Source organism: Actinosynnema pretiosum (assembly GCF_002354875.1).
Lineage (GTDB): Bacteria > Actinomycetota > Actinomycetes > Mycobacteriales > Pseudonocardiaceae > Actinosynnema > Actinosynnema auranticum.
This window is the reverse complement of the sequence record NZ_CP023445.1, coordinates 5,793,303-5,817,537: the sequence shown is the minus strand read 5'-3', so window position 1 is coordinate 5,817,537 and position 24,235 is coordinate 5,793,303. Positions and strand designations below refer to the sequence as shown.

Below are 24,235 nucleotides of genomic sequence, written 5' to 3'. Positions count from 1 at the left end.
CTAGAAGCCGGAGCCGTTGCCGATCTGGCGGAACTCCAGCTTGCCCTCGGGGTTGATCGCCCACTCGTACGGCATGGGGTTGTTGTCGCCGCCGTTCCAGCGGCTGATCAGGTCCTGCCAGCCGCCCTTGGCCTGGTTGGGCCTCGGCTTGACCCACGCCTCCAGGGTGAGCGCGCCGGTCAGGTTGAACGGGCCCGGTGCGATCTGCGCCTGGCCGCCCGCGAAGTCGACCGCCGTGCTGCGGTCGTCGGGCATCGCGCCCGCCTGCTGCCGCTTCACCGCCCCCGAGTACGCGCCGTCCCGGCCGTTGCCGGACACGTCCTTGGCGGTCGTGCCCTCGTCGCCCAGCCGCCAGTAGCCGACCGGACCCGACTCCAGCACCGCCGCGGAGTAACCGCGATCCAGCACGAGGTTGTCGTCGACGTAGACGCGCAGGCTGTCACCGGGGTCGTCCTCGGTCGTGGAGAACTCGTGGGAACCGGCCGCGTCGACCACCAGTTGACCGGTCAGTCGGGTCGACACCGCGCCCGAGACGTCCACTCCGGGAACCGGTGCGGACGTGCGCCAGTCGGTGTTGATCCCCGTGGTGGAGTACCTGGTCGCGCTGCCCGAGAAGTTCGGGTTGGTCCACCAGGAGGCGGCCAGCCCGCTCATGCCCTCGTCGTAGCCGGTGCGGCTGGTGGGGATCTTGTCGCAGCCGGAGGGCGCGGGACTCACGGGCCGCCGGTCGGCGCCGAAGCACGCGACAGGGGCGGGACCGTAGGACTCGATCGGGTTGCCCGCGGCGTTGTAGATCGTGGTCGACTTCAGACCCGCCGGATCGGTGGTGGACAGCTGCTTGTCGTCCTCGGCCCACTCGTAGTGCGAGGTGCGCCCGGTCGCGTCGGTCTCGGTGAGCATCCGGCCGCCCGCGTCGCGGGTCACCCGGCGCGCGTAGCCCGAGATCGGGGTGATGCCCGCGATCGACACGTTCGTCCAGTCCGGGCCGTAGCTGTAGGTGCGCTGCGGTCGTTGGGACGGGTTCTGCTCGAACCCGGTCGGTTCCGGTGCGGAGACCTTCACCGCCCGCTTGGTCACGGGGCCGTCGTAGTCGACGCGGTAGTTCGGGCCGAACGTGTTGCGCTTGGCCCCGTCGACGACGATCCAGTCGATCGAGAGCGGGGTGCGCAGCTGGTCGAGCAGGTGGTGCTCGTTGAACCCGAAGTCGTGGTACTCGCCGCCGGGGTTCTGGAAGCGGCCGAGCCGTCCGTTGAGGTAGAACAGGTTGCTGGTCGCGCCGTCCGGGAGCTTGACCGCGCACAGGAAGCCCGGCGGGGTCGGGTTGTAGCCGCCCACGGGAGCGCACGCCTGGTCACCCGCGTAGTGCAGGGTGATCGCGCGGTTCGACACCGGGTCGACGATCCTGGTCAGCCTGGGGATCGGGCTGGTGGCGTCGGGCCTGGTCCACTCCATGCGCGCGGCGGCGGGCTTGCGCGCGTCCGCCGCGGAGGTGACCGCCTCCAGCTGACCGGCAGCGCCGAACAGGTACGTCGTGCCGTCGCCGTCGAGCAAGGTCAGCTTGCCCTCGGCGTCACGGGCCAGCACGCCGTACTCGCCCGGTGGAGGCCGGTAGCCGCCGTCCGAGGTCTTGGTGTACGAGTGCGCGGCACCGGTCGTGTCCGTGAGGGTCACGCCCGACTCGGTCAGCGTCGCTTTGGTGTAGCTGCCTGAACCGTCCACGTCGGCTGACAGCGACCAGCCCGGCGGCAGCGCCGACGCGGTCGGGGACAACCACGACGCCGGGACGGGCGCGCCCGCGCCGTCGTCCTTGCGGGAGAACAGGGACACGTCCGCCGGGCCGGAGAACTCCCGGTACTCCACGCGGATCGGGTACGAGGTGCCCGCGACGAGCTGCTTGGCGACCGCGCCGTCGAACTTGGCCGGGCCGCCGCAGGTGCAGTTGTCCTTCCACTGGTCGAAGACCTTGTCGTCCCCGATCCACACCCGCAGCCCGTCGTCGTACTGACCGCCGAAGGCGTACGAGCCGGTCTCGGGGACCTTCACGTAGCCCTGCCAGCGGATCCGGAACCCGTCCTTGCCCATCACAGGGTCGTAGGGGGACTGCTCGCCCCAGTTGAACGACACCTGCGGGTCGGTGCGCACCAGCACGGGGGAGTCGCTGTCGGCGATGCCGTCGCGCGAGTCACCGGTGAAGTACGAGCCCACCAGACCGGACTCGCCGACTCCCAGGGAGTTGTAGGTCATGGACACGCCGACGTCACCGCCGACGGTGGTCATCTTCGGCGTCGCCAGGTCGGTGATCACGTTGCCGGTGGACAGGTTCACCGTGATCGGGCCCGACGCGTCGCCGGGCACCGGTCCCTGCGCGCCCAGCCGCAGATCCACCCGCAGCTTGCGGGACGCCGCGTAGGCGGAGTGGGTGTCCTGGTCGCGATCGCGGGAGCGCACCGTCCAGGTGTAGGTCACCCCGTCCTTGAGCACCCCGGTCGGCACGGTCCAGCTCGTGCCGTCCTGCCAACCGGACTTCGCGACCAGACCGGAACGCCCGTCCGCGCCGGTGGCGATGGAGAACTCGTACTGCACCGCGTCACCGTCGGGGTCGGTGACCGCCCCCGCGCTCAACGTCGGTTGCTTGCTCGACACCACACCGCGATCGGCCGGGCCGCCGAGTGCCGGGGTCGGCGGGGTCTGGTTCTGCGGGGTGAAGCTCCACACCGGCGAGTAGGTCCAGGTGTTGTCCGGCATGTAGTCGTCCCGCACGCGCGCCTGCCAGAAGTGCTTCTGGTTCCAGGCCAGCGCCTCCTTCGGGACCTGCCAGCGCGCCTCGTTCTGACCGGGCTGGATATCCACCTGGTGGGAGGTGAAGTAGGCGCCCATGACGTTCGGGTCGGTGGACACGAAGTACTGCACGACGCGCTTGTCGTTGTTGGCGTCGTTGCTGCGCACCGCCAGGGTGAAGTCCTTGGAGTGCGCCGAGCAGTCGCCGCAGCCCAGGTTCTCCGGACCGGTCGGCCAGTCGTTGTAGTCGACCAGCACCACCGACGCGCCACCACCGGGACCGGCCTTGGCGGCGGCCATCTTCTTCCAGCCGTTCTGCCCCTCGGTCGTGTCGACCATGATGCCCCGGTAGCTGCCGTTGCCCCCGGCCCACCACGCCACCCAGTCGGTGATGTCGATCGTGCTCCACGACCCGGCCACACCCGTGCCGTCGCGGTAGGCCGACCCCAGGCAGGGACGGTTGTTCCAGGTGATCGACGTGCGGCCCCAGTCGCAGGCCACGTCCCGGATGCGCACGTTCGTCGGCCTGTTCAGGTTCGAGTGCACCCAGTAGGCGTTCCACGAGGCGTGCAGGATCTGCTTGCCGTACACGTGCGGCAGGAAGTGGTAGAACGCGTAGGTCTGGTTGCTGCCCGCGCCGGGCCAGGAGCCGATCTTGTTGACGTAACCCCGGCCGTCCTCCCAGTCCACGTCGTAGTTGTTGCGCGGGTACGCGCTCGACACGTACGCGTCGAACGCCGCGTACAGCGTGTGCAGACCGGGGTCGACCTTGATCGGGAACTTGCGCTCGCGCGCCTTGACCCACGCCCGGTCGGCAGCCAGCACGACCTTCCACGCGTCACCCTCGCGCTCCAGGCGCTGGGTGACCGGGCCGGAGCGCCACTCGCCGGAGCGCTCGTCCTCCTGGTTGTCCCACATCTTCGGGGCCGCGACGGCGAACTCCACCGCCCCGTCGGCATCCTTGACCAGGACCGCGCCGTCCTCCTGCTGCTCGGGCGCGAACCCCGGCTCGACGGTGAGCGTGAAGCGCCACTCGGGGGTGTCCACCGCGCGGTTGAGCACGAACACGTGCTTGGCGCCGGAGGCCATCGAGTGCAGCTCCAGGTCGATGCCCGGCTGCACGTCGCGATAGGTGGCGACCTCGCCGTTGATCTCGGCGGTGCGGTCGGCCAGGCCCTCGAACTCCAGCGAGGCGTGCTTTCCGGTGTCCGGGGCGACCACCGTGATCGCCGCGTCGCCGTCGGTGCTCTCGGGCAGCACCACCTCGGCCTGCGCCTGCTTCGGCGTGACCTTGCCGTCCTCGACCACCAGGTCCAGGTCCAGCGGGACCAGTTCGCCCGTGCCGTCCTTCGGGACGTTCACGACCTCCTGGTAGAGCTTCGCGGTCCTGGTGCCGTCGGGATTGGCGTAGATGTCTGCGGTGGGTTGGCGCTCCACCAGCTTCGACTTGCCCTCGACGTAGCTGGACTTCTGCTTGGTCTTGCCCTTCGAGTTCTTCGCTGGCTTGTTGGGGGTGTCGACCTTGGGAGCCGAAGATCGCTTTCCCGGTGTGCCGGATTCGGTCGGCGGAGAGAAGTCACCGCTCTGCTTCTCCGGGGACACCGGGTCGCCCGTGCCGCTCGGCAGCGGGGCGAGCTTGTCCGGGTCCATGGCCTTGACCTGCTCGGATGGCCGCTTAGGGGCGGCGTTGGCGATCGGGGACGCCATTGTCACCGCCAACACCGCCGCTGTCGCGACCGCGATCGTTTTTGTCATGAAGGCATGGCGGAGCCACGCCGTGCGTCGGCGTTGCAAGAGCGACAACCCCCCGGTTGTGGGCACGAAGATCGAAAGTCACTCGCGCTCGTGGTGAAATTTCGCAAAGGATGGTTTACGAACGGGGAGTCGCCAATACGCAGACTTTACATAGTGGTGCAGCTCACCGATGTGCGGCGATCGTTTTCGCGTTGAGCCGCAGACCGCTCACCCACGGTGAGAGATGGCCACCCGCACGAGGTGTGCCGTGCTCGTCGGTGCTGCGGCTCAGCGCTCCCACACCACGAGCCGACCGGTGATCTCCGCAGGCGTCACCGACAGCACCTCGACCCGGAACAGCCGCCTCTCCGGCGTCTTGCCGCACGCCAGGCTGCCCACCTGCAGGTGGTCGGTGTCCCGGCGCGGCGACGTGGCCGCGGCCTCCGCGCACTCCGTGCGGCTCGGCGCGGTGCTGCCCGGCCACGGCAGGAGCTGGTACGCGTCCTCGCCGTGCAAGCGGTTCTCGGTGATCCGGCACACGTTGTGCGCGGGCACGTCCACCGGGGGCTTGCGGTCCGGGTGCAGGCTGCGGAACGCCACGTCACCGCTGAAGTACGCGCTCGCCGCACCCAGCCCTGGAACGGGAACGGCAACGTCCGCCGACGGGGACGCCTCGGTGCGCGGCGCGGGCGTCCCGGTGCGGGAGCCGGTGTCCACCGCAGGCCGCTCCTCGACACCACCCGAGGGCTCCCCGACGCGAGGTCCGTCGACGGTGGAACCGGCCGGAGCGGCACAACCGCCCGTGAGCGGCGCGAGGCTGGACGCGCTCGCGGAACCGGTCACCGTGCTGGTGTGCGTCACGGTCGACCCGTGCGTCCCGGTCACCGTCAGCGCAGGCCCGGCCACCACCACACCCGCCTGGAGCAGGAACGTCAGCAGCGCGGTGATCCTTACCAGCAGGCCACCGATCCCGGTCACCTACTCGGGCGTGATCCTCCGCAGCTGCCCGGCTAACCGGTCGTGCCACTCGTTCCCAGACCCCTGCTGCGGCATCCGCGCTCCTCGGACCAACCCGGTCGGCGCGGGCCGGTGATCCGGCCAGATGCCGGGGCGAACCCTCCGAGGATGATCAACCCACCCCCGCTGCGGCAATCCGCGCAGCCGGGAACGGGCCGTCCGGCCCTACTCGAAGCGACTTGGGTCCCCAGCCCCCACCCGCAGCACCTCGGCCTCGCCGCTGGAGAAGTCCACCACCGTCGTCGGCTCGGTGCCGCAGTCGCCGGAGTCCAGGACGGCGTCCACCACGTGGTCCAGCCGCTCCTTGATCTCCCACCCCTGCACCAGCGGCTCCTCCTGGTCCGGGAGCAGGAGCGTGCTCGACAGCAGCGGTTCGCCCAGCGCCTCCAGCAGGGCCTGCACCACCGCGTTGTCCGGGATGCGCACGCCGACCGTCTTCTTCTTCGGGTGCAGCAGCCGCCTCGGCACCTCGCGGGTCGCCGACAGGATGAACGTGTAGCTGCCCGGCGTCGCGGCCTTGATCGCGCGGAACGCCGCGTTCTCCACGTACGCGAACTGGCCCAGCTGCGCGAAGTCCCGGCACACCAGGGTGAAGTGGTGCTTGTCGTCCAGGTTCCGGATCTGCCTGATCCGGTCCAGGCCCTCCTTGTTGCCCAGCTGGCAGCCGAGCGCGTAGCAGGAGTCCGTCGGGTAGGCGATCAACCCGCCCGCCCGCACCACCTCGACCGCTTGGTCGATGGCGCGCCGCTGGGGGTTCACCGGGTGGACGTCGAGGTACCTGGCCATGCCGGGAAGCCTAGTCCGCGCTGATCACGGCCGCTCACGGGCCGCCGCGCCCGCCGCTGTGCGGGTGATCACCCGACGGGCCACACTGGGTGACGGGCGCACCGCTCCCGGTGACCACGCCCCGTGACCGCACCACCCCGGAGGACGAGAAGATGCCCCTGTCCGGCGAGTACGACCCGAGCCCCGAGAAGTGGGTGCGCGACCAGGTCGAGCTGTACGAGAGCTCGGGCGGCACCGAGGGCACCACGCTGCGCGGGATGCCGGTGATCGTGCTGACCACGCTGGGCGCCAAGTCCGGCAAGATCCGCAAGTCGCCGCTGATGCGCGTCGAGCACGACGGCCGGTACGCGATCGTCGCCTCGCTCGGCGGCGCGCCCAAGCACCCCGTCTGGTACCACAACGTGGTCGCCAACCCGCAGGTCGAGCTGCAGGACGGGCCGGTCCGCAAGGAGTACGTGGCCCGCGAGGTGACCGGCGAGGAGAAGGCCCTGTGGTGGGAGCGGGCGGTCGCCGCGTTCCCCGACTACGCCGACTACCAGCGCAAGACCGAGCGGGAGATCCCGGTGTTCGTCCTGGACCCGCTGCCCTGATCCCCACGTGCGGGTGACCGCCGTCCGGTGCGGCGGTCACCGCAGGTCACGACTCGAACAGCTCCGCGAGCCGGGGGAGCCGCGCCCGGTTCTCGGCCGGGTCCTCCACGTCCCACTGCTCGCCGTCGGGCTTGCGCCGCACCACCGCGCCGCGCCGCTCGGCCACCGCCGCGAGCAGCGAGTCGCTCTCCCCGCGCGCCCGCTTGTACGCGTCGCGCACCAGGTGGCTCATCGACTCGTACCCGAGCCACCCGCCGCCCTCCCGCGCCATGCGCAGCACCACCGGCAGGTCCGCCAACGAGTCCGGGTCGGCCACCGCGGCCTCGAACACCGCGCGCCCCTGGAGCACCAGCCCGTCGCGGAAGTCCGCGAACCCGTCGTCCCCGCACCCGCCCTCGATGAGGTGGGCGGCGTGCCAGAGCGGCCACCGGTAAGCGCTGTCCACGATCTCACCGTGCCGCAGGGAGAACTCGACCAGCTCCTCGCCGGACAACGCCCCGAGCTGGGCGACGACGGCGTCGGGCAGCGGGTCCTCGCGCAGGTCGCGGTCCCCCGCGAACTCCCCCGCGGCGGCCCGCGCTCGTTCGACCAGGGCCCAGTACGCATCGCGGTCCATGAGCGCCGATCCTAACCATTGGGGGCGCCCCCGCCCCGCCCAGCAGGCTTCCCACCTGCGGGGACCACCCCGGCGGCCGGGGCACGGGAGCCGGAGCCGGACCCGCTCACCCGCGCCGGGTCCGCCGCAGCCACAGCAGCCCCAGCACCGGCAGCACCAGCGGCACGTAGCCGTAGCCGCCGCCGAAGTCCGACCACACCGTGGCCTCAGGGAACCACCCCGGCTCCAGCACGCTCAGCGCGCCGATCACCAGCACGCCCACCAGCTCCACCGCGCACGACGCGAACGCCACCCGCCGCGACGCGCCGTCGCCGCGCACCAGCATCACCGTCGCCACCACGTACACCACCGCCGCGAACGCCGACAGCGAGTAGGCCAGCGGGGCGTGCGAGAACTTCGTCGTGATCTGCAGCACGGACCTCGCGGTCGCGGCCAGGGCGAAGATCCCGTACACCGCGATCAGCACGCTGCCCGGACCGCTCCTGGTGCGCTGCGCCAGCGTCAGCGGCTCGCCACCCGAGCGGGAACCCGCGCCGCGGGACGACACCCGGTCCGCGAACCGGCTCGCCGCCGAACCCGGCTCCCCGTCACCCGCGCCCACCCCGGACCGCTCCTCCCGCTCAGGCATGACCGGCCCAGATCTGGTTCAGCCGCACCACCATGACCGCCGTCGTCAGGCACCCGACCGCCAGCACCGACGCCCCCGACCGCGACCGGTCCACGATCGACCAGAACCCCGCCAGCGGCAGCAGCAGCAACGCGGTCAGCAGGTAGCCGAAGAACGTCGCCCCCGACACCGCCTCGTGCCCGTCGCCCGCCAGCAGCACCGCGCCGACCACCGTCTGCGCCAGCAGCGCCACTTCCTGCGACACCACCAGGGCCGCCACGCCCAGCGTCGTCCAGTCCTCCAGCGTCAGCGGCTTGTCCAACACCGCCAGCAGCACCGCCCACCCCGCCGCGAGCAGCGCGGCGGCGATGGTGGCCGTGGCCAGCCAGTCGATCATCAGGTGGGTTCCTCACCGGTACGGGGTATGCCCTGAAGGCTAGAACACCCGCGTTGCGCGCTTCGGTGCTGGTCGCTGCGCGGTTCCGTGCGAATCGCTGGTCGGAGTGGGGTGGCGTGGACGGATATTGGTGGAACGTGGCGCTGGTGGCCGTGCTGGTCCTGGTGAACGCGGTGTTCGCCGGCAGCGAGATGGCGCTGGTCTCCCTGCGGGAGGGCCAGATCAGAGCCCTGGAGCGGGAAGGGGGTCGTGGCGCGCGCACGCTGGTCAAGCTCGCCCGCGACCCGAACCGCTTCCTGGCGACGATCCAGATCGGCATCACCCTGGCGGGCTTCCTGGCGTCGGCGGCGGCGGCCGTGACGCTCGCCGCGCCGCTGGTGCCGCTGCTGGACTTCCTGGGCAGCGCGGCCGACCCGGTCGCCGTGGCGCTGGTCACGATCGTCCTCACGTTCTTCACGCTGGTGCTCGGCGAGCTCGCGCCCAAGCGCCTGGCGATGCAGAACGCGCTGCGGTGGGCCAGCTTCGTGGCCAAGCCGCTCGACGTGCTGTCGGCGGTCTCCCGCCCGGCGGTGTGGCTGCTGAGCAAGTCGACCAACGCGGTCGTGCGGCTGTTCGGCGGCAACCCGGACGCCGCCGAGGAGCAGCTCAGCCCGGAGGAGCTGAGCGACCTGGTGTCCGGGCAGCAGGGCCTGAACCCGGAGCAGCGCGAGATCATCACCGGCGCGCTGGAGATCCACGCCCGCCGGTTGCGCGAGGTCCTGGTGCCGCGCCGCGAGGTCGTGACGCTGCCCGTGGACATGGCGATCCCGCAGGCGCGCGCCGAGCTCGTCGCGTCCGGCCGCTCGCGCGCGCCTGTCGTGCGCACCGGCCACCTGGACGACGTCGTCGGCGTCGTGCACCTGCGGGACCTGCTCGACGACGGGGTCTCGCTCACGCAGGTCGCGCGGCAGGCCGTGGTGTTCCCGGACTCGCTGCGCGTGGTGGACGCGCTGCGCCGCTTCAAGACCGAGCGCGAGCAGTTCGCGCTGGTCGTGGACGAGCACGGCGCGGTCGACGGCATCGTCACCCTGGAGGACCTGCTGGAGGAGGTCGTCGGGGAGATCTACGACGAGACCGACCGGGACGTCCTGGAGGTGCGCCGCGAGGAGGACGGGGCCATGGTGCTGCCGGGCACGTTCCCGGTGCACGACCTGGTGGACCTGGGCGTCGAGCTGCGCGACCCGCCCGAGGGCGACTACACCACCGTCGCCGGGCTGATCCTGGTCGAGCTGGGCCTGGTGCCCGAGGGGCCGGGGGACCGGGCGGCGGTGGCGGGCTGGGACTTCGAGGTGCTGGCCGTCGAGCACCACGCGATCACGTCGGTTCGGCTGCGGCGGGCCGAACCGGCGGAGGCCGACGTGGAGCAGGACCCGGACGGGCAGGTGGTCGGGGCGGACTGAGCGCCGGGAGGGGCCGACCGGGAAGTCCGTGCAGGGAAGTCGTTGCGGGGCAAGGGGAATCGGCACGTCGGTGGGCCGATTCCCCGAGGTCGTCAGACCAGCTCGGGCAGCCGCGCCGCCACCTCGTCCGGCGACGGCATCGCGGCGATCTCCGCCGCCACCGCCTTCGCCGCCACCGCGACCTCCTCGGAGCCCAGCAGCCCGCGCGCGGCGGACGCGACGGCCTCGGCGGCCACCTCGTCGCCGATCAGCCGCCCGCCCAGCCCGGCCGCGACCACGGCCTCGGCGTTGGTGAACTGGTCCGCGCCCTGCGGCAGCACCAGCTGCGGCACGCCCGCGCCGAGCGCGCCCATGGTCGTGCCGCTGCCCCCGTGGTGCACCACCAGGTCCACGTGCGGCAGCAGGTCCGCCTGCGGCACCCACGCGTGCAGCGACACGTTGTCCGGCACCTCGCCGAGCGCTGCCGTCTCCACCGCCGGACCGGCCGCCACCAGCACGTGCGCGTCCAGCGAGGCCAGCCCGTCGATCGCGGCCCGGAACACCTCGGCGTGCCCGAACGCGGTGCCCAGGGTCAGGTAGACCAGCGGCTCGTCGCGGGGCGCGGTGGCGATCGCGGGCAGCTCGCCCGGCGCCGCGAACGGCACGGGCCGCAGCGGGATCGTGTCCGGGATGGTGAACGACGGGTCCCGCAGCGACGGCGGGCAGATGTCCAGGTACGGGTTGCCCAGCAGGAACACGCTGTCGTCGCCACCGCCCAGGTCCACCTCGCCGAGGTCGACGCCGTGCTCGGCCGCGACGCCGCGCAGGTGCCCGACCATCAGCTTGGGCATCTCGGAGCCGGACGACATGCGCCCGAACCCGTGGCACAGCACGGGAACGCCCGCCGCCCTGGCCGCGATGCCCGCGCCGGGGTTGGCCAGCTCCTGGACCACCAGGTCGGGGCGCTCCTGGTCGATGAGCCCGGCGACGCCGGTGGCGAACGAGCGGGCGAGCAGGTCGCCGAACAGCCGGGCGATGATCGGGGCGCCCTCGGGACCGCTGAGATCGCGCGGGGTCTTGCCGGGCGGCAGCAGCTCGCCCGCGAAGTCGCGCATCCCGGCGCCCGCGACGACCGGTTCGACGCCGATGCCCGCGAGGACGTCGTGGAAGCCGCCGGTGGTGGCGAACTTGACCCGGTGACCGGCGCGCACGGCGGCCCTGGCCAGCGGTAACAGGGGGAACAGGTGCCCGTGGGCACCGAGGCTGGAGAAGAGGATCAACACGGAACTCAGCGTACGCTGAATTAGCTTCACGAAGGGGTTGTTCGCGAGGGGCTGACCGGTGGCGGCCATCCGGGGGCGCCTGGGGCGTCACCGGGAGGAGTGCCACCAGGGGGCGGCACCAGGAGGAGCGGCGCCTGGGGGTGTCACCAGGCTGAGCACCCCGGACGGAGCGGCCCGGCGACGGCGTGCGGTCGGGCGGAGCGGTTCCGGGGCGGTGGGCTGGGGGAGTCCCGCGTCAGGCGGCCTGGCGGGCGTCCGGCTCGGGGAGCGCCGGGCGCCGCACCGCGCGGCTCACACGCGCCGCCCCAGCTCGGCGACCACGTCCTCGGGGGACGGCATCGCCGCGATCTCGGCCGCCATCGCCTCGGCCGCCGCCCGGCGCTCCCCGTCCACGAGCAGCTCGCGCGCGGCCCCGGTGATCGCCTCGACCGTCGCGTCCGCGCCCACCAGCGCCCGGCCCAGGCCCGACCCGACGACCGCCTCGGCGTTGCCGAACTGGTCCGCGCCCTGCGGCAGCACCAGGTGCACCGCGCCGCCGACCGCGCTGCCGATCGTGGTGCCCATGCCGCCGTGGTGCACGGACAGGTCGGCGTGCCGCAGCAGCTCGCCCTGCGGCAGCCAGCGGTGCACGCTCACGTTCGCGGGCAGCTCGCCCAGCGCGTCCACGTCCACCAGCGGCCCGGCCGACACGACCACGCGGGCGTCCAGCGCGGCCAGCCCGTCGATCGCCCCGCGCAGCACCGGCGCGTCGCTGAACACGGTGCCGAGCGACAGGTAGACCAGCTTCCCGTCGCGCCCCACCACGCCCTCGGGCACCGGCACGTCGTCGCTGTGCTGCACCGGCCGCAGCGGGAGCCGCTCGGCGTCGCCGAGGTCGCGCTGCCACGCGGGCGGGCAGATGTCCAGCAGCGGGTTGCCCAGCAGCAGCCCGTCACCGGCGGGCTCGACGCCCAGCCCGGCCGCGACCTCGCGCACGTTCGCGTGCAGCGCGGGGCCGAGGTCGACCGCGTCCATCCGGCCGAGGCCGTGGCACAGGGCCGGCACGCCCGCCTTGGCCGCGGCCAGCGCCGCGCCAGGGTTGAGCACCTCGCGGATCACCAGGTCCGGCTTGTGCCGCTCCAGCAGCGGGGCCAGGTCGGTGGCGAAGCGCTCGGGCAGGACCGTGCCGAACGAGATCGCCGAGACCCGCTCCTGCTCCTGCGGCGACAGGTCCTGCGGGCGCATCGGGCGGCCGAACTGGTGCGCGACGGCCTGCCGCACGTCCCACCCGGCCGCGACCGGCTCCGCGCCCGCAGCCGCGATGGCCGGGTGCACCCGCTCGGTCGTGGCGTAGACGACCTCGTGCCCGGCCTCCACCGCGGCCCGCACCAGGGGCAGCACGGGGTAGGTGTGGCCGAAGGTCCCCAGACTGGAGAAAAGGATCTTCACGCGGCTACGGTATCCCGCGCCGATCACTGCGGGACAGGGCGGAAGTCCCTGGTCAACCGTGATCTTCGTCCAGGCTGTCCCGCACCTCGGTGGTGGCCTCGATGCTCGCGCGCAGGAACCGCGCGACCACCGCGCGCTCGGCCTCGTCGAACCCGGCCCAGGCGCGGGTGAACGCCTCGTTCAGCGGCAGGAAGAACTCCCGGCCCAGCTCCAGCGCGCGCTGGTCCACCGCCAGGTCCACCCGCCGCCGGTCGGTCGCGCTGCGCACCCGGTGCACGTGCCCGGAGGACTCCAGCCGGTCGAGCACGGACGTGGTCGCCGACGCGCTCAGCCGCATCACCTCGGCCAGCCGTCCCGGCGTCATCGGCTGCTCGGACCAGCGCGCCTCCATGATGTGGAGCAGGGCGTTCAGGTCCGTGCGGTGCATCCGGTGGCGCTCCCCGAACCGCTCGGCGAAGCGGTCCGACTCGACCGTCAGCAGCTGCAACAGCCGAACGAGCAGGTCGTGATCTGCCACACCGGCGTCCTTCCTCTACTATTTCGATCGTCCGATAGTTCGATGGTCGAAGTTAATGGCTCCGGAGGACATTCTCCCGTGACATCGCGCGCACGTTGGCTGCTGCCCGCCCTGATCGCCGTGGCGTGGCTCGCGCTCGGCGGATTCGGCGGCCCCTACGCCGGAAAGCTCAGCGAGGTGTCGGTCAACGACAACACCGCCTTCCTCCCCTCCTCGGCCGAGGCCACCGAGGTCGCCACCCTGCTCAAGGCGTTCGAGACCTCCCGCCAGGTACCCGCCATCGTCATCGCCGAGCGTGACAGCGGCCTCACCGACGCCGACCGCCAGTACCTCAGCGGCGCCGAGCTGCCCGGCGAGGCGTCCCCGCTCATCCCCTCCCAGCAGGACGACAAGGCCGCCCAGCGGATCGTCCTGCTCGACGGCGCCGAGCCCGCGCCCGGCGTGGAGGAGCTGCGCGAGGCGTTCGCGTCCCCGCCGGAGGGGCTGACCGTGCTGGTCACCGGCCCGGCCGCGCAGATCGCCGACCTGAAGGAGGCGTTCGGCGGCATCGACGGCATCCTGCTGCTCGTCGCCGCCGCCGTCGTCGCGGTGATCCTCGTGCTCGTCTACCGCAGCCCGCTGCTGCCGGTGATCGTGCTGCTGTCCGGCGTGTTCGCGCTCGGCGTCGCCAGCCTCGCGGTCTACCTGCTCGCCGACGCGGGCGCGGTCGACCTCAACGGCCAGAGCCAGGGCATCCTGTTCATCCTCGTCTTCGGCGCGGCCACCGACTACGCCCTGCTCCTGGTGTCCCGCTTCCGCGAGGAGCTGCGCGACACCGAGGACAAGCACGCGGCCATGCGCACCGCGTGGAAGGCCACGATCGAGCCGATCGCCGCGTCCGCGGGCACCGTCGTGCTCGGCGTGCTGTGCCTGCTGTTCAGCGACCTGAACAGCAACAAGGGCCTCGGCCCGGTCGCCGCCACCGGCATCGCCGCCGCGTTCCTGGCGTCCGTGACGTTCCTGCCCGCCGTGCTCGTGCTGTTCGGCCGCGCCGCGTTCTGGCCGCGCCGCCCCGCGCACGGCTCGCCGCACCCGGAGACCAGCGGCCTGTGGGGCAAGGTGGCCCGGCTGGTCGGCGCCAAGCCGCGCGCGACCTGGGTGATCACCGTGCTGGTGCTGCTCGCGGGCGTCGCGTTCGTGCCGCAGCTCAAGGCCTCCGGCACCGCCCAGTCCGACGTCTTCCTCACCGAGGTCGACTCGGTGGCGGGCCAGGAGGTGCTGTCCCGGCACTTCCCCGGCGGTTCCGGCTCGCCCACGGTCGTGCTGGCGCGCGAGTCGTCCGCCGACGCCGTGCTGGCCGCGACCACGGGCGTCGACGGCGTGTCGAACGCGCAGGTCGCGGGCACCGCGCAGGGCCTGGTCCGGATCAACGCGACCCTGGCCGACCCGGCCGACTCCGAGGCCGCGACCGCCACCGTGCAGCGCCTGCGCGACGCGGTCCACGCCGTGGACGGCGCGGAGGCCAAGGTCGGCGGCCCGACCGCGACCCAGCTCGACACCCAGAACACCTCGGCCCGCGACCGCCTGGTGATCATCCCGATCGTGCTGCTCGTGGTGTTCCTGGTCCTGGTGCTGCTGCTGCGCTCCCTGGTCGCGCCGCTGCTGCTGATGGCCACCGTGGTGCTCTCGTTCGGCGCGACCATGGGCGTGTCGGCGCTGCTGTTCAACCACGTGTTCGGCTTCCCCGGCGCGGACCCGGTGGTGCCGCTGTTCGGCTTCGTGTTCCTGGTGGCGCTGGGCATCGACTACAACATCTTCCTGATGACCCGCGTCCGCGAGGAGACCGCGCGCCTGGGCACCAGGGAGGGGATGCTCAAGGGCCTGACCATCACCGGCGGCGTGATCACGTCGGCGGGCGTGGTCCTGGCGGCGACGTTCTCGGCCCTGGCCGTGCTGCCGATCCTGTTCCTGGCGCAGCTGGCGTTCATCGTGGCGTTCGGCGTGCTGCTGGACACGCTGATCGTCCGGTCGCTGCTGGTCCCGGCGCTGGGGGTGGACATCGGGCGGAAGATCTGGTGGCCGTCGAAGCTGGCGCGGCCGGGTCGGGCCGAGGAGGGCGAGCGGGAGCTGGAGAGCAGCGCGTCCTGACGTGGCGGTCGGTGGTCGCCCTCCCGCGAGGGGGCGACCACCGACCGCCCCTCACCCGGTCACCCGAGCGTCCCAGTCGATCTCGTGCCGGTGCCACGGGAACGCGCTCGGCCCCACCCGCCGGATCGCCACCGGCATCACCAGGTCCCGCACCGCCCGTCCCACCGGCCCGGTCACCGCGTTGCGCACCGCCCGCCCCGCCTGCTGCCCGATCCGCTCCACCCGCGCCCGCCGCAGCCGCTCGAACGCCACCACCCCGCCCGCCGCCCCCAGGTCGCGCACGCACCGGGCCAGCTCCACCGCGTCCTCCACGGCCAGCGCCACGCCCTGCCCCGAGTTGGGGAACTGCGCGTGCGCCGCGTCCCCGACCAGCACCACGTTCCCCCGCGACCACCGGGGCAGCGGGTCCAGCTCCTCCAGCGCCCCGGACAGCACCAGCGCGTCCGGCGCGGTCCGCCCGATCAGCTCCACCGCGGGCCCCCGGTCCTCGCCGAACACCGAGGTCAGCTCCGCCATCCAGTCCTTCGGGTCGCGCTCGCGCACCTGCGCGATCGTCAGCGCCCTCGGGCTCGGCAGGTGCGCGAACCAGCCGCCCGAGCTGTCCTCCAGCACCTGGTAGCCGAAGAACCCGCGCCGCCCGTGCACCAGCACGACCTTCCCGCCGGTGCTGTTCTGCCCGGTGAACGGGATGTTCCCGCCGAACCCCAGCACCCCCGCGTACCGGGGACGCGCCTCGGGCACCACGTACCGCCGCACCGCCGACCGCACCCCGTCCGCACCCACGAGCAGGTCGAACCGCTCCCGGCTGCCGTCCGCGAACACCGCCTCCCGCTCGTTCACGTGCAGCAGCCGCCGCCCGTGCAGCACCCGCACCCCGCGCCGGGCCGCCTCCGCGCGCAGCACCTTGCGCAGCTCGCCCCGCCACACCAGCAGCATCGCCGGATCGCTGGTCAGCTCCCCGAGCACCCGGCCCGCGCCGTTGCGCACGACCAGCCCGGTGATGTCGTCCCCGACGCCCCGCACCGCGTCCCCGAGCCCGAGCACGTCCAGCGCCCGCATCCCGTTGGGCGCCACCGACAACCCGTCGCCGAGCCCCTCGGGCGGGGTGTCGCGGGCCTCCAGGACCACCGCGTCCCACCCGGCCTTGCGCAGCGCCATCCCCACGACGGGACCGCTGACCCCGCCACCCACCACCACTGCCCGCACGGCAGGTCCTCCCCGAGTTCCCGGCTCCACCCGCGCTCCGGGGACCGCGAGAACGGGGTCGGGCGGCGCGGGTGGTTGACAGCGGGAGTATAGGTCGCGTTGATCTTCGACAAAGCCCTGGTCGGCGGCCTGCGCGCGCGGCCAGGCCCGGTGCCCGGCGCCCCCGGACCACCCGCCCACAACCCGCGTTGCCATTCCGGCAACAAAAGTTGGCCGCCCGCCCGCACCGGCCGCACCATCGTCCTCGTGGATCAGGAGTTCTGGGACGCCATGTACACCAACGTCGACTTCAGCTGGAGCGGGAACCCCAACGGGGCCCTCGTCGACGAGGTCACCGGTCTGCCCGCCGGGCGCGCGCTGGACGTCGGCTGCGGCGACGGTTCCGACGCGCGCTGGCTCGCGGCGCAGGGGTGGCGGGTCACCGCCGTCGACATCTCGCAGGTCGCGCTCGACCGCGCCGCCGCCGTGCAGACCCCGCACGAGATCACCTGGAGGCTGCTCGACCTGGCGAAGGAGGCCCCCGCCGAGACCTACGACCTGGTCTCCGCGCACTACTTGCCGATCCTCAAGACCGCACCCGACACCGCCAAGCACCTGATCGGGGCCGTCGCGCCCGGCGGGCGCCTGCTGCTCGTCGCCCACGACACCCCGGCCGAGGGCGCGTTCCACGGCCACGACGGCACCGAGTTCCCCTACGCCGACTTCGCCTCACCGGCCGACGTGCGCGCCCTGCTCGGCGACGGCTGGACCATCGAGACCGACGTCAAGCGCGACCGCGCCCTGAAGGCCAACAACCACCACGTGGACATCATCCTGCGGGCCAGGCGGGACGCCTGACCACCCGGCCGCGCGGGGGACCTACGACTTGGGGAACACCCCGCGCGGCTGCGGCAGCACGTCCGCCAGCGACACGCACTGCTCCGCCACCCGCGCCGCCAACCCCGGCGCGAACGGCGTCAGCTCCACCGCCAGCACCCGGCACGCCGCCAGCAGCACCGCCAGCACCGAGTCCACCCTCGGGTCCGCGCTCCGCGACAGCTCCCACGGCCTGCTGGCCTCCAGGTACCGGTTGGCCACCTCGACCACCCGCCACACCTCGCCCGAGGCCGCGGCGAAGTCGAACCGCGCCAACGCGCCCCGCACGCCCCCGCGCACCCCGGCGCACGCGGCCACCAGCTCCTCCGCGCCCCTGGGCGGCGCCGCGTCCGGCGGAGTCCCGCCCCGGTACCGGTGCACCATCACCACCACCCGGTCGACCAGCCCACCCAGCTCGCGCCCCAGCTCCCGCCGGGCCACCGCCTCGTCCACCCCGCGCACCAGCGACCACCGCAGCACGTCCACCCCGTGCCCCCGCTCCCGCGCCCCCGGCAGCTCGGCGGGCGCCTCCCTGACCTGGGACACCGCCGCCGCCACGGGCTCCTCCCGCGTCGCGGGCGCCACCACGGTCGTGCACCCGGGGGCGCCCGCCGCCGCCAGCACCGCGCGCCACAGCCGCGCCCGCGCGCCCGTCTCCACCACCCGCACCCGCTGGTCGGCCTCCAGCCACCACCGGCGGTAGTTCGACGCCTCCGACCCGAACCCCAGCGAGGTCACCGGCGCGCCCAGCTCGTCGTCGACCTCCAGGCCGGGGCACCGCGCCCGCAGCGCGGCCAGCCCGGCGACGTGCCGCGCCGAGGTCGGGTCGAACAGCTCCGTGGACACCAGCCCCAGCTCGGTCCGCGCCACCCCCGCGCCCGCCAGGAACCGCACCCGGTCCCCGACCATCCTCCGGTGCCTGGCCAGCACGTCCGCCAGCAGCGCCCCCGAGGCCGAACCCGTCGCCACCACGTAGAACCGGGCCATGGCCGGACGCTAGCAGCGCGCGCCCGCCCGGTTCGAGGTCTTTTCCCCGGTTCCGAAGTCCCCGAGGGCGGGGGCGTGCGGGGAATTCCCACCGGAAGCGCAACAGTGGCCGCAGGCCCGGACGTCACAGGGGCGTGAGAGCCCAGCACGACGAGCACCGGAGGGGCCCGTGAAGGGCAACGGGTCGGTCACCGTGACGCTAGGGAGAAGGGGATCGAGCCCGCGGACGCGGAGCCGCGGGAGACGGGGGTGCGGGCCACGGTGGTCCGGGGGACGCGGCACTGCGTGCCCGGCCGCGGAGCCAATCCCACTGCTAAAAGAATTGCCCGACTTTAGCAGTCGAGCCCATTCCGGGAATCTTCGGCGTGCCCGCGCGAAACATTGTCGATGCGCCTTGACCGGCCACTTCCCGTCCCGCACAGTTCTGGGCGAAAAGACCGGCGGCGCTCGCGGCAGCGGCGGTCCACTCCCACACCCGGTCCGGAAACGGGTCGCCGCGAGCCCCATTCACCGCCCGAGCGCCGCCCCTCACCTCGACGAAGAGGAGCACGGCCATGCCCGGACCAGGACAGCGCCCGCCCACCACCGCCCCGCGCGCCCCCGCGCGCCGCCTGGCGGGTGTCCTCGCCGCCGTCACCGCGCTGCTCGGTGGCGTGCTGGTCGCGATCGGCGCGCCACCCGCGTCGGCGGCCACCGTCGACCCGAGCGCGTGGTACGTGCTGGTCAACCGCAACAGCGGCAAGGCGCTGGACGTCTACAACCTGCTCACCGACGACGGCGCCCGCATCACCCAGTGGGCCCGCAACGACGGCAACCAGCAGCAGTGGCAGTTCGTCGACTCGGGCGACGGCTACTACCGGGTCAAGTCCCGGCTGTCCGGCAAGGTCCTGGACGTCCACAACTTCTCCACCGCCGACGGCGGCGCGATCGTCCAGTGGACCGACAACAACACCACCAACCAGCAGTTCCGCCTCGCGGACTCGGACAGCGGCTACGTGCGCCTGGTCAACCGCAACAGCGGCAAGGCGGTCGAGGTGCAGGGCGCGTCCACCGCGGACGGCGGCAACGTCGTGCAGTACTCGGACTGGAACGGCGCCAACCAGCAGTGGCAGTTCGTCCGGGTCGGCGGTGGCAGCGGCCCGACGACGACCACCACCACCCAGCCCGGCGGCACCTGCTCGCTGCCGTCGAGCTACCGCTGGTCCTCCACCGGCTCGCTGGCGAACCCCAAGTCGGGCTGGTTGGCGCTCAAGGACTTCACCACCGTCGTGCACAACGGCAAGCACCTCGTCTACGGCACGATGGTCACCTCGTCCGCGACGTACGGCTCGATGAACTTCGGGTCCGTCACGAACTGGTCCGACCTGGCCTCGGCCCCGCAGAACGCGATGAGCAGCGGGACCGTCGCGCCGACGCTGCTCTACTTCGCCCCCAAGAACATCTGGGTGCTGGCCTACCAGTGGGGGCCGACCGCGTTCAGCTACCGGACGTCGAGCGACCCGACCAACGCCAACGGCTGGTCCGCACCGCAGCCGCTGTTCACCGGCAGCATCCCGAACTCCGGCACCGGGCCGATCGACCAGACGCTGATCGCCGACGGCACGAACATGTACCTGTTCTTCGCCGGTGACAACGGGAAGATCTACCGGAGCACCATGCCGCTCGGGAACTTCCCCGGCAACTTCGGCTCGTCCTGGACCCAGATCATGAGCGACACCAAGGAGAACCTCTTCGAGGGCGTCGAGGTGTACAAGGTCCAGGGGCAGAACCAGTACCTCATGATCGTGGAGGCGATGGGCGCGAACGGCCGCTACTTCCGGTCGTTCACCTCCAGCAGCCTCGGCGGCTCCTGGACCCCGCAGGCCGCGACCGAGAGCAACCCCTTCGCGGGCAAGGCGAACAGCGGGGCCACCTGGACCAACGACATCAGCCACGGCGACCTGGTGCGCCAGAACCCCGACCAGACCAAGACCATCGACCCGTGCAACCTGCAGCTGCTCTACCAGGGCAAGGACCCCGGCGCGACCGGCCCGTACGACCGCCTGCCGTGGCGGCCGGGTGTGCTGACCCTGCGCCGCTGACCCCGACCCGCTGACCGGACCGGCGCCCCCGCTCGCGGGGGCGCCGGTTCCGCGTCACCGGAAGCTGTCCGCCGCGGCCTTCCACGCCTCGCTCATCGCCGCCGACCCGCCGTGCGCGGTCTCCCGCACCACCACCAGCTCGCCCGCCGTCCACGCCCGGTCCAGCAGCCACGGCGTCCCCACCAGGTTGATCAGGTCCAGCTCGCCCTGCACCACCACCCCCGGCACCCCGGCCAGCCGGTCGCAGCCGTCCAGGACCTCGTTCTCCCGCAACCAGCTCCCGTGCGCCCAGTAGTGCGCCACCAGCCGCGCGAACGCCAACCGGTCCCGCCCGACCTTGTCAGCCAGCGACCCCGGAGTCTGCGGCAGCACCGCCTCCTCCCACGCGCACCAGGCGTCCGCCGCCGCGAGGTGCACCAGCGGGTCCGGGTCGACCAGCCGCTCCAGGTAGGCCGCCGAGAGGTCGCCCTCGGGCGCGCCGACGAAGTCGCTGAACTCCCGCCACGCCTCCGGGAACACCTCCCCGAGCCCGCGCGTGAGCAGGTCCGTCTCCACCCGCCGCCCGGTCGCCACGCCCGCGAGCACCAGCCCGGTCACCCGCTCCGGGAAGCGCTGCGCGTACACCAGCCCGAGCACCGCGCCCCAGGACGCCCCGAGCACCAGCCAGCGCTCGACGTCCAGGGACGCGCGCAGCAGTTCCAGGTCCGCCACCAGGTGGTCCGTGGTGTTGGTGGACAGGTCGACCTCCGGCTCGCCCGCGTGCGGCGTCGAGCGCCCGCAGCCGCGCTGGTCGAAGAGCACCACCCGGTACACCGCCGGGTCGAGCAGCCTGGTGGCCCTGATGCGCAGGCCCGCGCCCGGACCGCCGTGCAGGACCACCACCGGTTTCCCGGTCGGGTTCCCGTGGATCTGCCAGTGCAGCTCGTGGCCGTCGCCGACCGCCAGCCGCCCGCTCGTGTGTGGTTCGGTCACCGGGTGCACGGGGGTCAGGCTAGTGGTCGGAACGGGGTCGGGGAGGCCGCAGGAAAGCGGTTGCCCGGACATCCGCCGTCACGCACCGCTCTGTGATGGTCCCGCATCGCGTCTCACCTCGTCGGAATGTGGAATATCCGCACGCTCCGTGCCCGAACGCCCGTCGAACGAATGCCGTCGAAGCGTTCGAAACCTCGGATGTCTGTCTTTCGGAGCCCCGGCCGCGTGGCTACAGTCGCATTCCGGGAGCGCTCCCAGGCCAGACCAATCCTCAACGAGGAGGAGAAAGTGGCGCTCATTCCCAGAGCGGTTCTCGCGGCGGTGGCCCTGGCCGCCGGGCTGACCGCCCCGGCGGTGCTCACCGCCCCCGAGGCCGACGCCGCGACCCCGGCGTCCGGCGGCACCTACACCCTCGCCGTGACCAAGAGCGGCCTGTGCCTGGACGTCGTCGGCGGGTCCACGGCGGACGGCGAGCTCCTGCAGCAGTGGGGCTGCACGGCCGACCGCTGGCAGCAGTTCACCTGGTCCCCGTCCGGCACGCTGGTCAACGCCAACAGCGGCAAGTGCGTCGAGCCGGTCAACGGCAACACCGCCTCGGGCGCCGCGCTCCAGCAGCGCGCCTGCGGCTCGGCGGCGAACCAGCAGTGGCGCGTCACCGCGTCCGGTTCCGGCACCTACCAGGTGGTCAACGCGGCGAACGGCAAGTGCCTGACCACCAAGGGCGGCTCGACGACGGCCGGCGCGGCGGTGATCCAGGAGACCTGCTCGGAGAACTCGAACAAGCAGTGGTTGTTCAGCCCGGTCGGGTCGGCGGAGAAGCCGACGGTGGCGGCGGACGGGTCGGGGACGTATCGCAAGGTGCAGGACGCGGTGAACGCGGCTCCGTCGAACAGCTCGGCGCGGACGGTGATCACGGTGAAGGCGGGGACGTACCGCGAGGTGGTGACGATTCCGGCGGACAAGCCGAACATCACGGTGCGGGGGTTGGGTTCGGGGCCGTCGAACACGGTGATCGTGTACAACAACAGCGCTTATTCGCACGGGACGTCGAACAGCGCGTCGTTCTTCGCGCGGGGTGCGGGGTTCGTGGCGGAGAACCTGACGATCTCGAACGATCTGGACGAGTCGAGTGTTCCGTCGGGTGCGCAGGCGGTGGCGTTGCAGACGAACGCGGATCGGATCGTGCTGCGGAACGTGCGGTTGTTGGGTGATCAGGACACGTTCCTGGTCAACGACGCGACCCGTGCTTATGTGGTGGACTCGTACGTGGAGGGCACGGTCGATTTCATCTTCGGTGGTGGGACGGTGGTGTTCGACCGGACGACGGTGCACGAGAAGCGCTCCAGCGGTGGGCCGATCACGGCGGCGAGCACGGCGGCCGGGAAGAAGTACGGGTTCCTGTTCTACCGGTCCACGATCACGGGTGCGGCCAACAACGTGACGCAGTTGGGTCGGCCGTGGCGGCCGGACGCGCAGGTGCTGTACCGGGAGTCGACCCTCTCGGTGACGGTCAGGACCGGCGAGCCGTGGACGAACATGTCGGACAACAACTGGAAGAACGCCCGGTTCCTGGAGTACCGGAACACGGGTGGTGGCGCGGGGTCGAACTCGAACCGGCCGCAGTTGTCCGATTCCCAGGCGGGCGAGTACACGCCGCAGAAGTACCTGGCCGGTAGCGACGGCTGGAACCCGGTGGTGGCGACCTCGACCGACTTCTCGGCGGCGCGCGACTGGTCGAGCGCGGCGGACGGCTTCGCCAAGGGCACGACCGGCGGCGCGGGCGGTCCCTCGGTCACCGTCACGAACTTCGCCGACCTGGTGAAGCACGCGAGCGCGAGCACGCCCTACACGATCAAGGTCTCCGGCCAGATCACCGTGACGCCGTACGGGAAGGAGATCCCGGTGACGTCGAACAAGACCATCGTCGGGGTCGGGACCTCGGGGCAGATCGTGAACGGCGGGTTCACCCTCAACGGCGTCTCCAACGTCATCATCCGCAACCTGACGATCCGCGACACCCGTGTCGCCTCGGACGACCCGGACGACAAGGACTTCGACTACGACGGCATCCAGATCGACGGCTCGAACAAGGTCTGGATCGACCACAACACGATCACGCGGATGAACGACGGTCTGATCGACAGCCGCAAGGACACCACGAACCTCACCGTGTCCTGGAACGTGCTGGCGGAGAACAACAAGTCGTTCGGCATCGGCTGGACCGACAACGTCACCGCCCGCATCACGATCCACCACAACTGGATCCGCGACACCAACCAGCGCAACCCCAGCACCGACAACGTCGCCTACGCGCACCTGTACAACAACTACCTGCAGAACGTGAAGTCCTACGGCAACTACGCGCGCGGCGCCACGAAGATGGTGCTGGAGAACTCCTACTTCGACAAGGTCAAGGACCCCTACTACAAGGACGACACCGCCCAGCTCAAGCAGAGCGGCAACGTCGTCGTGAACTCCAGCGGCAAGCAGCAGAGCGGCGGGGCGGCCTTCGACCCGAAGACCTTCTACGCCTACACCCCGGACCCGGCCGCTGACGTCCCGAACCTCGTCCGGACCTACGCGGGTCCGCAGTCGAACATCGGCGTCTGACCGGCCTGGCGGCGGCCCCGCCCCCGACGGCGGGGGACGGGGCCGCTCGTGTCGATGTGTCCGCTCCCGCCCGGAAACGCGCGCCACCGCGAAGACGCCGACGCGTTGCGCCAACCGGGTGACAAACCCGCGCAACCGCCATGAGAGCGCTCCCACCTCCCCTTGACGGGTGGTCCAGGCCACTTCAGGATGCGTCGCAGGCAACGCCGCCGCCCAGCCGAGGAGA

18 protein-coding genes are annotated in these 24,235 nt (G+C 72.2%); 6 read left to right on the top strand and 12 right to left on the bottom strand.

The window, feature by feature from the left end; genetic code table 11:
- The 3 genes from CNX65_RS24565 to CNX65_RS24555 form a co-directional block, all read right to left on the bottom strand.
- Nucleotides 1-4,485 carry a PA14 domain-containing protein gene (locus tag CNX65_RS24565; RefSeq protein ID WP_177154337.1) on the bottom strand — a complete coding sequence of 1,495 codons (4,485 nt, stop codon included), beginning with the start codon at nucleotides 4,483-4,485 and terminating at the stop codon, nucleotides 1-3.
- A 315-nt stretch (nucleotides 4,486-4,800) separates the two neighbouring features.
- Nucleotides 4,801-5,490, bottom strand: a complete 690-nt coding sequence (locus CNX65_RS24560) for a hypothetical protein (RefSeq protein ID WP_096495879.1) — start codon at nucleotides 5,488-5,490, stop codon at nucleotides 4,801-4,803.
- Between the two features lie 204 nt (nucleotides 5,491-5,694).
- A complete protein-coding gene (locus CNX65_RS24555; protein ID WP_015803701.1) occupies nucleotides 5,695-6,315 on the bottom strand; it encodes an L-threonylcarbamoyladenylate synthase in 621 nt (206 codons plus the stop codon).
- Between the two features lie 152 nt (nucleotides 6,316-6,467).
- On the opposite strand from CNX65_RS24555, the gene CNX65_RS24550 reads away from it, so the two are divergent.
- On the top strand, nucleotides 6,468-6,905 hold the full coding sequence (locus CNX65_RS24550) for a nitroreductase family deazaflavin-dependent oxidoreductase (RefSeq protein WP_096497979.1): 438 nt from the start codon (nucleotides 6,468-6,470) through the stop codon (nucleotides 6,903-6,905).
- 46 nt (nucleotides 6,906-6,951) lie between these two features.
- On the opposite strand, the gene CNX65_RS24545 is transcribed toward CNX65_RS24550, so the two are convergent.
- The 3 genes from CNX65_RS24545 to CNX65_RS24535 all read right to left on the bottom strand — a co-directional run bounded on the left by CNX65_RS24545 (nucleotide 6,952) and on the right by CNX65_RS24535 (nucleotide 8,525).
- Nucleotides 6,952-7,521 (bottom strand): DUF4240 domain-containing protein, encoded by a 570-nt coding sequence (locus tag CNX65_RS24545; RefSeq protein WP_096495878.1) that lies wholly within the window; start codon nucleotides 7,519-7,521, stop codon nucleotides 6,952-6,954.
- 106 nt (nucleotides 7,522-7,627) lie between these two features.
- A complete protein-coding gene (locus CNX65_RS24540; protein ID WP_096495877.1) occupies nucleotides 7,628-8,149 on the bottom strand; it encodes a hypothetical protein in 522 nt (173 codons plus the stop codon).
- Nucleotides 8,142-8,525, bottom strand: coding sequence for a hypothetical protein (locus CNX65_RS24535; protein WP_096495876.1), 384 nt, complete (start codon nucleotides 8,523-8,525; stop codon nucleotides 8,142-8,144). Before CNX65_RS24535 ends, CNX65_RS24540 begins: the two co-directional genes overlap by 8 nt.
- A gap of 116 nt (nucleotides 8,526-8,641) precedes the next feature.
- Between CNX65_RS24535 and CNX65_RS24530 the strand changes: the two genes are divergently transcribed.
- Nucleotides 8,642-9,964, top strand: coding sequence for a hemolysin family protein (locus CNX65_RS24530; RefSeq protein WP_096495875.1), 1,323 nt, complete (start codon nucleotides 8,642-8,644; stop codon nucleotides 9,962-9,964).
- A gap of 92 nt (nucleotides 9,965-10,056) precedes the next feature.
- On the opposite strand, the gene CNX65_RS24525 is transcribed toward CNX65_RS24530, so the two are convergent.
- The 3 genes from CNX65_RS24525 to CNX65_RS24515 form a co-directional block, all read right to left on the bottom strand.
- Entirely contained in the window at nucleotides 10,057-11,226 is a 1,170-nt protein-coding gene (locus tag CNX65_RS24525) for a glycosyltransferase (RefSeq protein WP_096495874.1), read from the bottom strand.
- A 291-nt stretch (nucleotides 11,227-11,517) separates the two neighbouring features.
- A complete protein-coding gene (locus CNX65_RS24520) occupies nucleotides 11,518-12,654 on the bottom strand; it encodes a glycosyltransferase (protein ID WP_096495873.1) in 1,137 nt (378 codons plus the stop codon).
- Nucleotides 12,655-12,706: 52 nt separating this feature from the next.
- Nucleotides 12,707-13,171 carry a MarR family winged helix-turn-helix transcriptional regulator gene (locus CNX65_RS24515; RefSeq protein ID WP_096495872.1) on the bottom strand — a complete coding sequence of 155 codons (465 nt, stop codon included), beginning with the start codon at nucleotides 13,169-13,171 and terminating at the stop codon, nucleotides 12,707-12,709.
- A gap of 78 nt (nucleotides 13,172-13,249) precedes the next feature.
- Between CNX65_RS24515 and CNX65_RS24510 the strand changes: the two genes are divergently transcribed.
- Nucleotides 13,250-15,298: an MMPL family transporter gene (locus CNX65_RS24510; RefSeq protein ID WP_232519991.1), complete on the top strand. Its 2,049-nt coding sequence runs from the start codon at nucleotides 13,250-13,252 to the stop codon at nucleotides 15,296-15,298.
- Nucleotides 15,299-15,349: 51 nt separating this feature from the next.
- Here CNX65_RS24510 and CNX65_RS24505 read toward each other — a convergent pair whose 3' ends face one another.
- Complete coding sequence (locus CNX65_RS24505) at nucleotides 15,350-16,504, bottom strand: FAD-dependent monooxygenase (protein WP_096495870.1); 1,155 nt, start codon at nucleotides 16,502-16,504, stop codon at nucleotides 15,350-15,352.
- Between the two features lie 246 nt (nucleotides 16,505-16,750).
- Between CNX65_RS24505 and CNX65_RS24500 the strand changes: the two genes are divergently transcribed.
- Complete coding sequence (locus CNX65_RS24500; protein ID WP_096495869.1) at nucleotides 16,751-17,341, top strand: class I SAM-dependent methyltransferase; 591 nt, start codon at nucleotides 16,751-16,753, stop codon at nucleotides 17,339-17,341.
- A 21-nt stretch (nucleotides 17,342-17,362) separates the two neighbouring features.
- On the opposite strand, the gene CNX65_RS37995 is transcribed toward CNX65_RS24500, so the two are convergent.
- A complete protein-coding gene (locus CNX65_RS37995; protein WP_096495868.1) occupies nucleotides 17,363-18,346 on the bottom strand; it encodes a methionine--tRNA ligase in 984 nt (327 codons plus the stop codon).
- A gap of 554 nt (nucleotides 18,347-18,900) precedes the next feature.
- On the opposite strand from CNX65_RS37995, the gene CNX65_RS24490 reads away from it, so the two are divergent.
- Entirely contained in the window at nucleotides 18,901-20,427 is a 1,527-nt protein-coding gene (locus tag CNX65_RS24490; RefSeq protein ID WP_096495867.1) for a non-reducing end alpha-L-arabinofuranosidase family hydrolase, read from the top strand.
- Nucleotides 20,428-20,481: 54 nt separating this feature from the next.
- Here the strand turns inward: CNX65_RS24490 and pip are convergent, their stop codons facing one another.
- Nucleotides 20,482-21,408: a prolyl aminopeptidase gene (gene pip / locus CNX65_RS24485; RefSeq protein ID WP_096495866.1), complete on the bottom strand. Its 927-nt coding sequence runs from the start codon at nucleotides 21,406-21,408 to the stop codon at nucleotides 20,482-20,484.
- A 216-nt stretch (nucleotides 21,409-21,624) separates the two neighbouring features.
- On the opposite strand from pip, the gene CNX65_RS37385 reads away from it, so the two are divergent.
- Nucleotides 21,625-24,009, top strand: a complete 2,385-nt coding sequence (locus tag CNX65_RS37385; protein WP_232519990.1) for a pectinesterase family protein — start codon at nucleotides 21,625-21,627, stop codon at nucleotides 24,007-24,009.
- Nucleotides 24,010-24,235 lie beyond the last annotated feature (226 nt).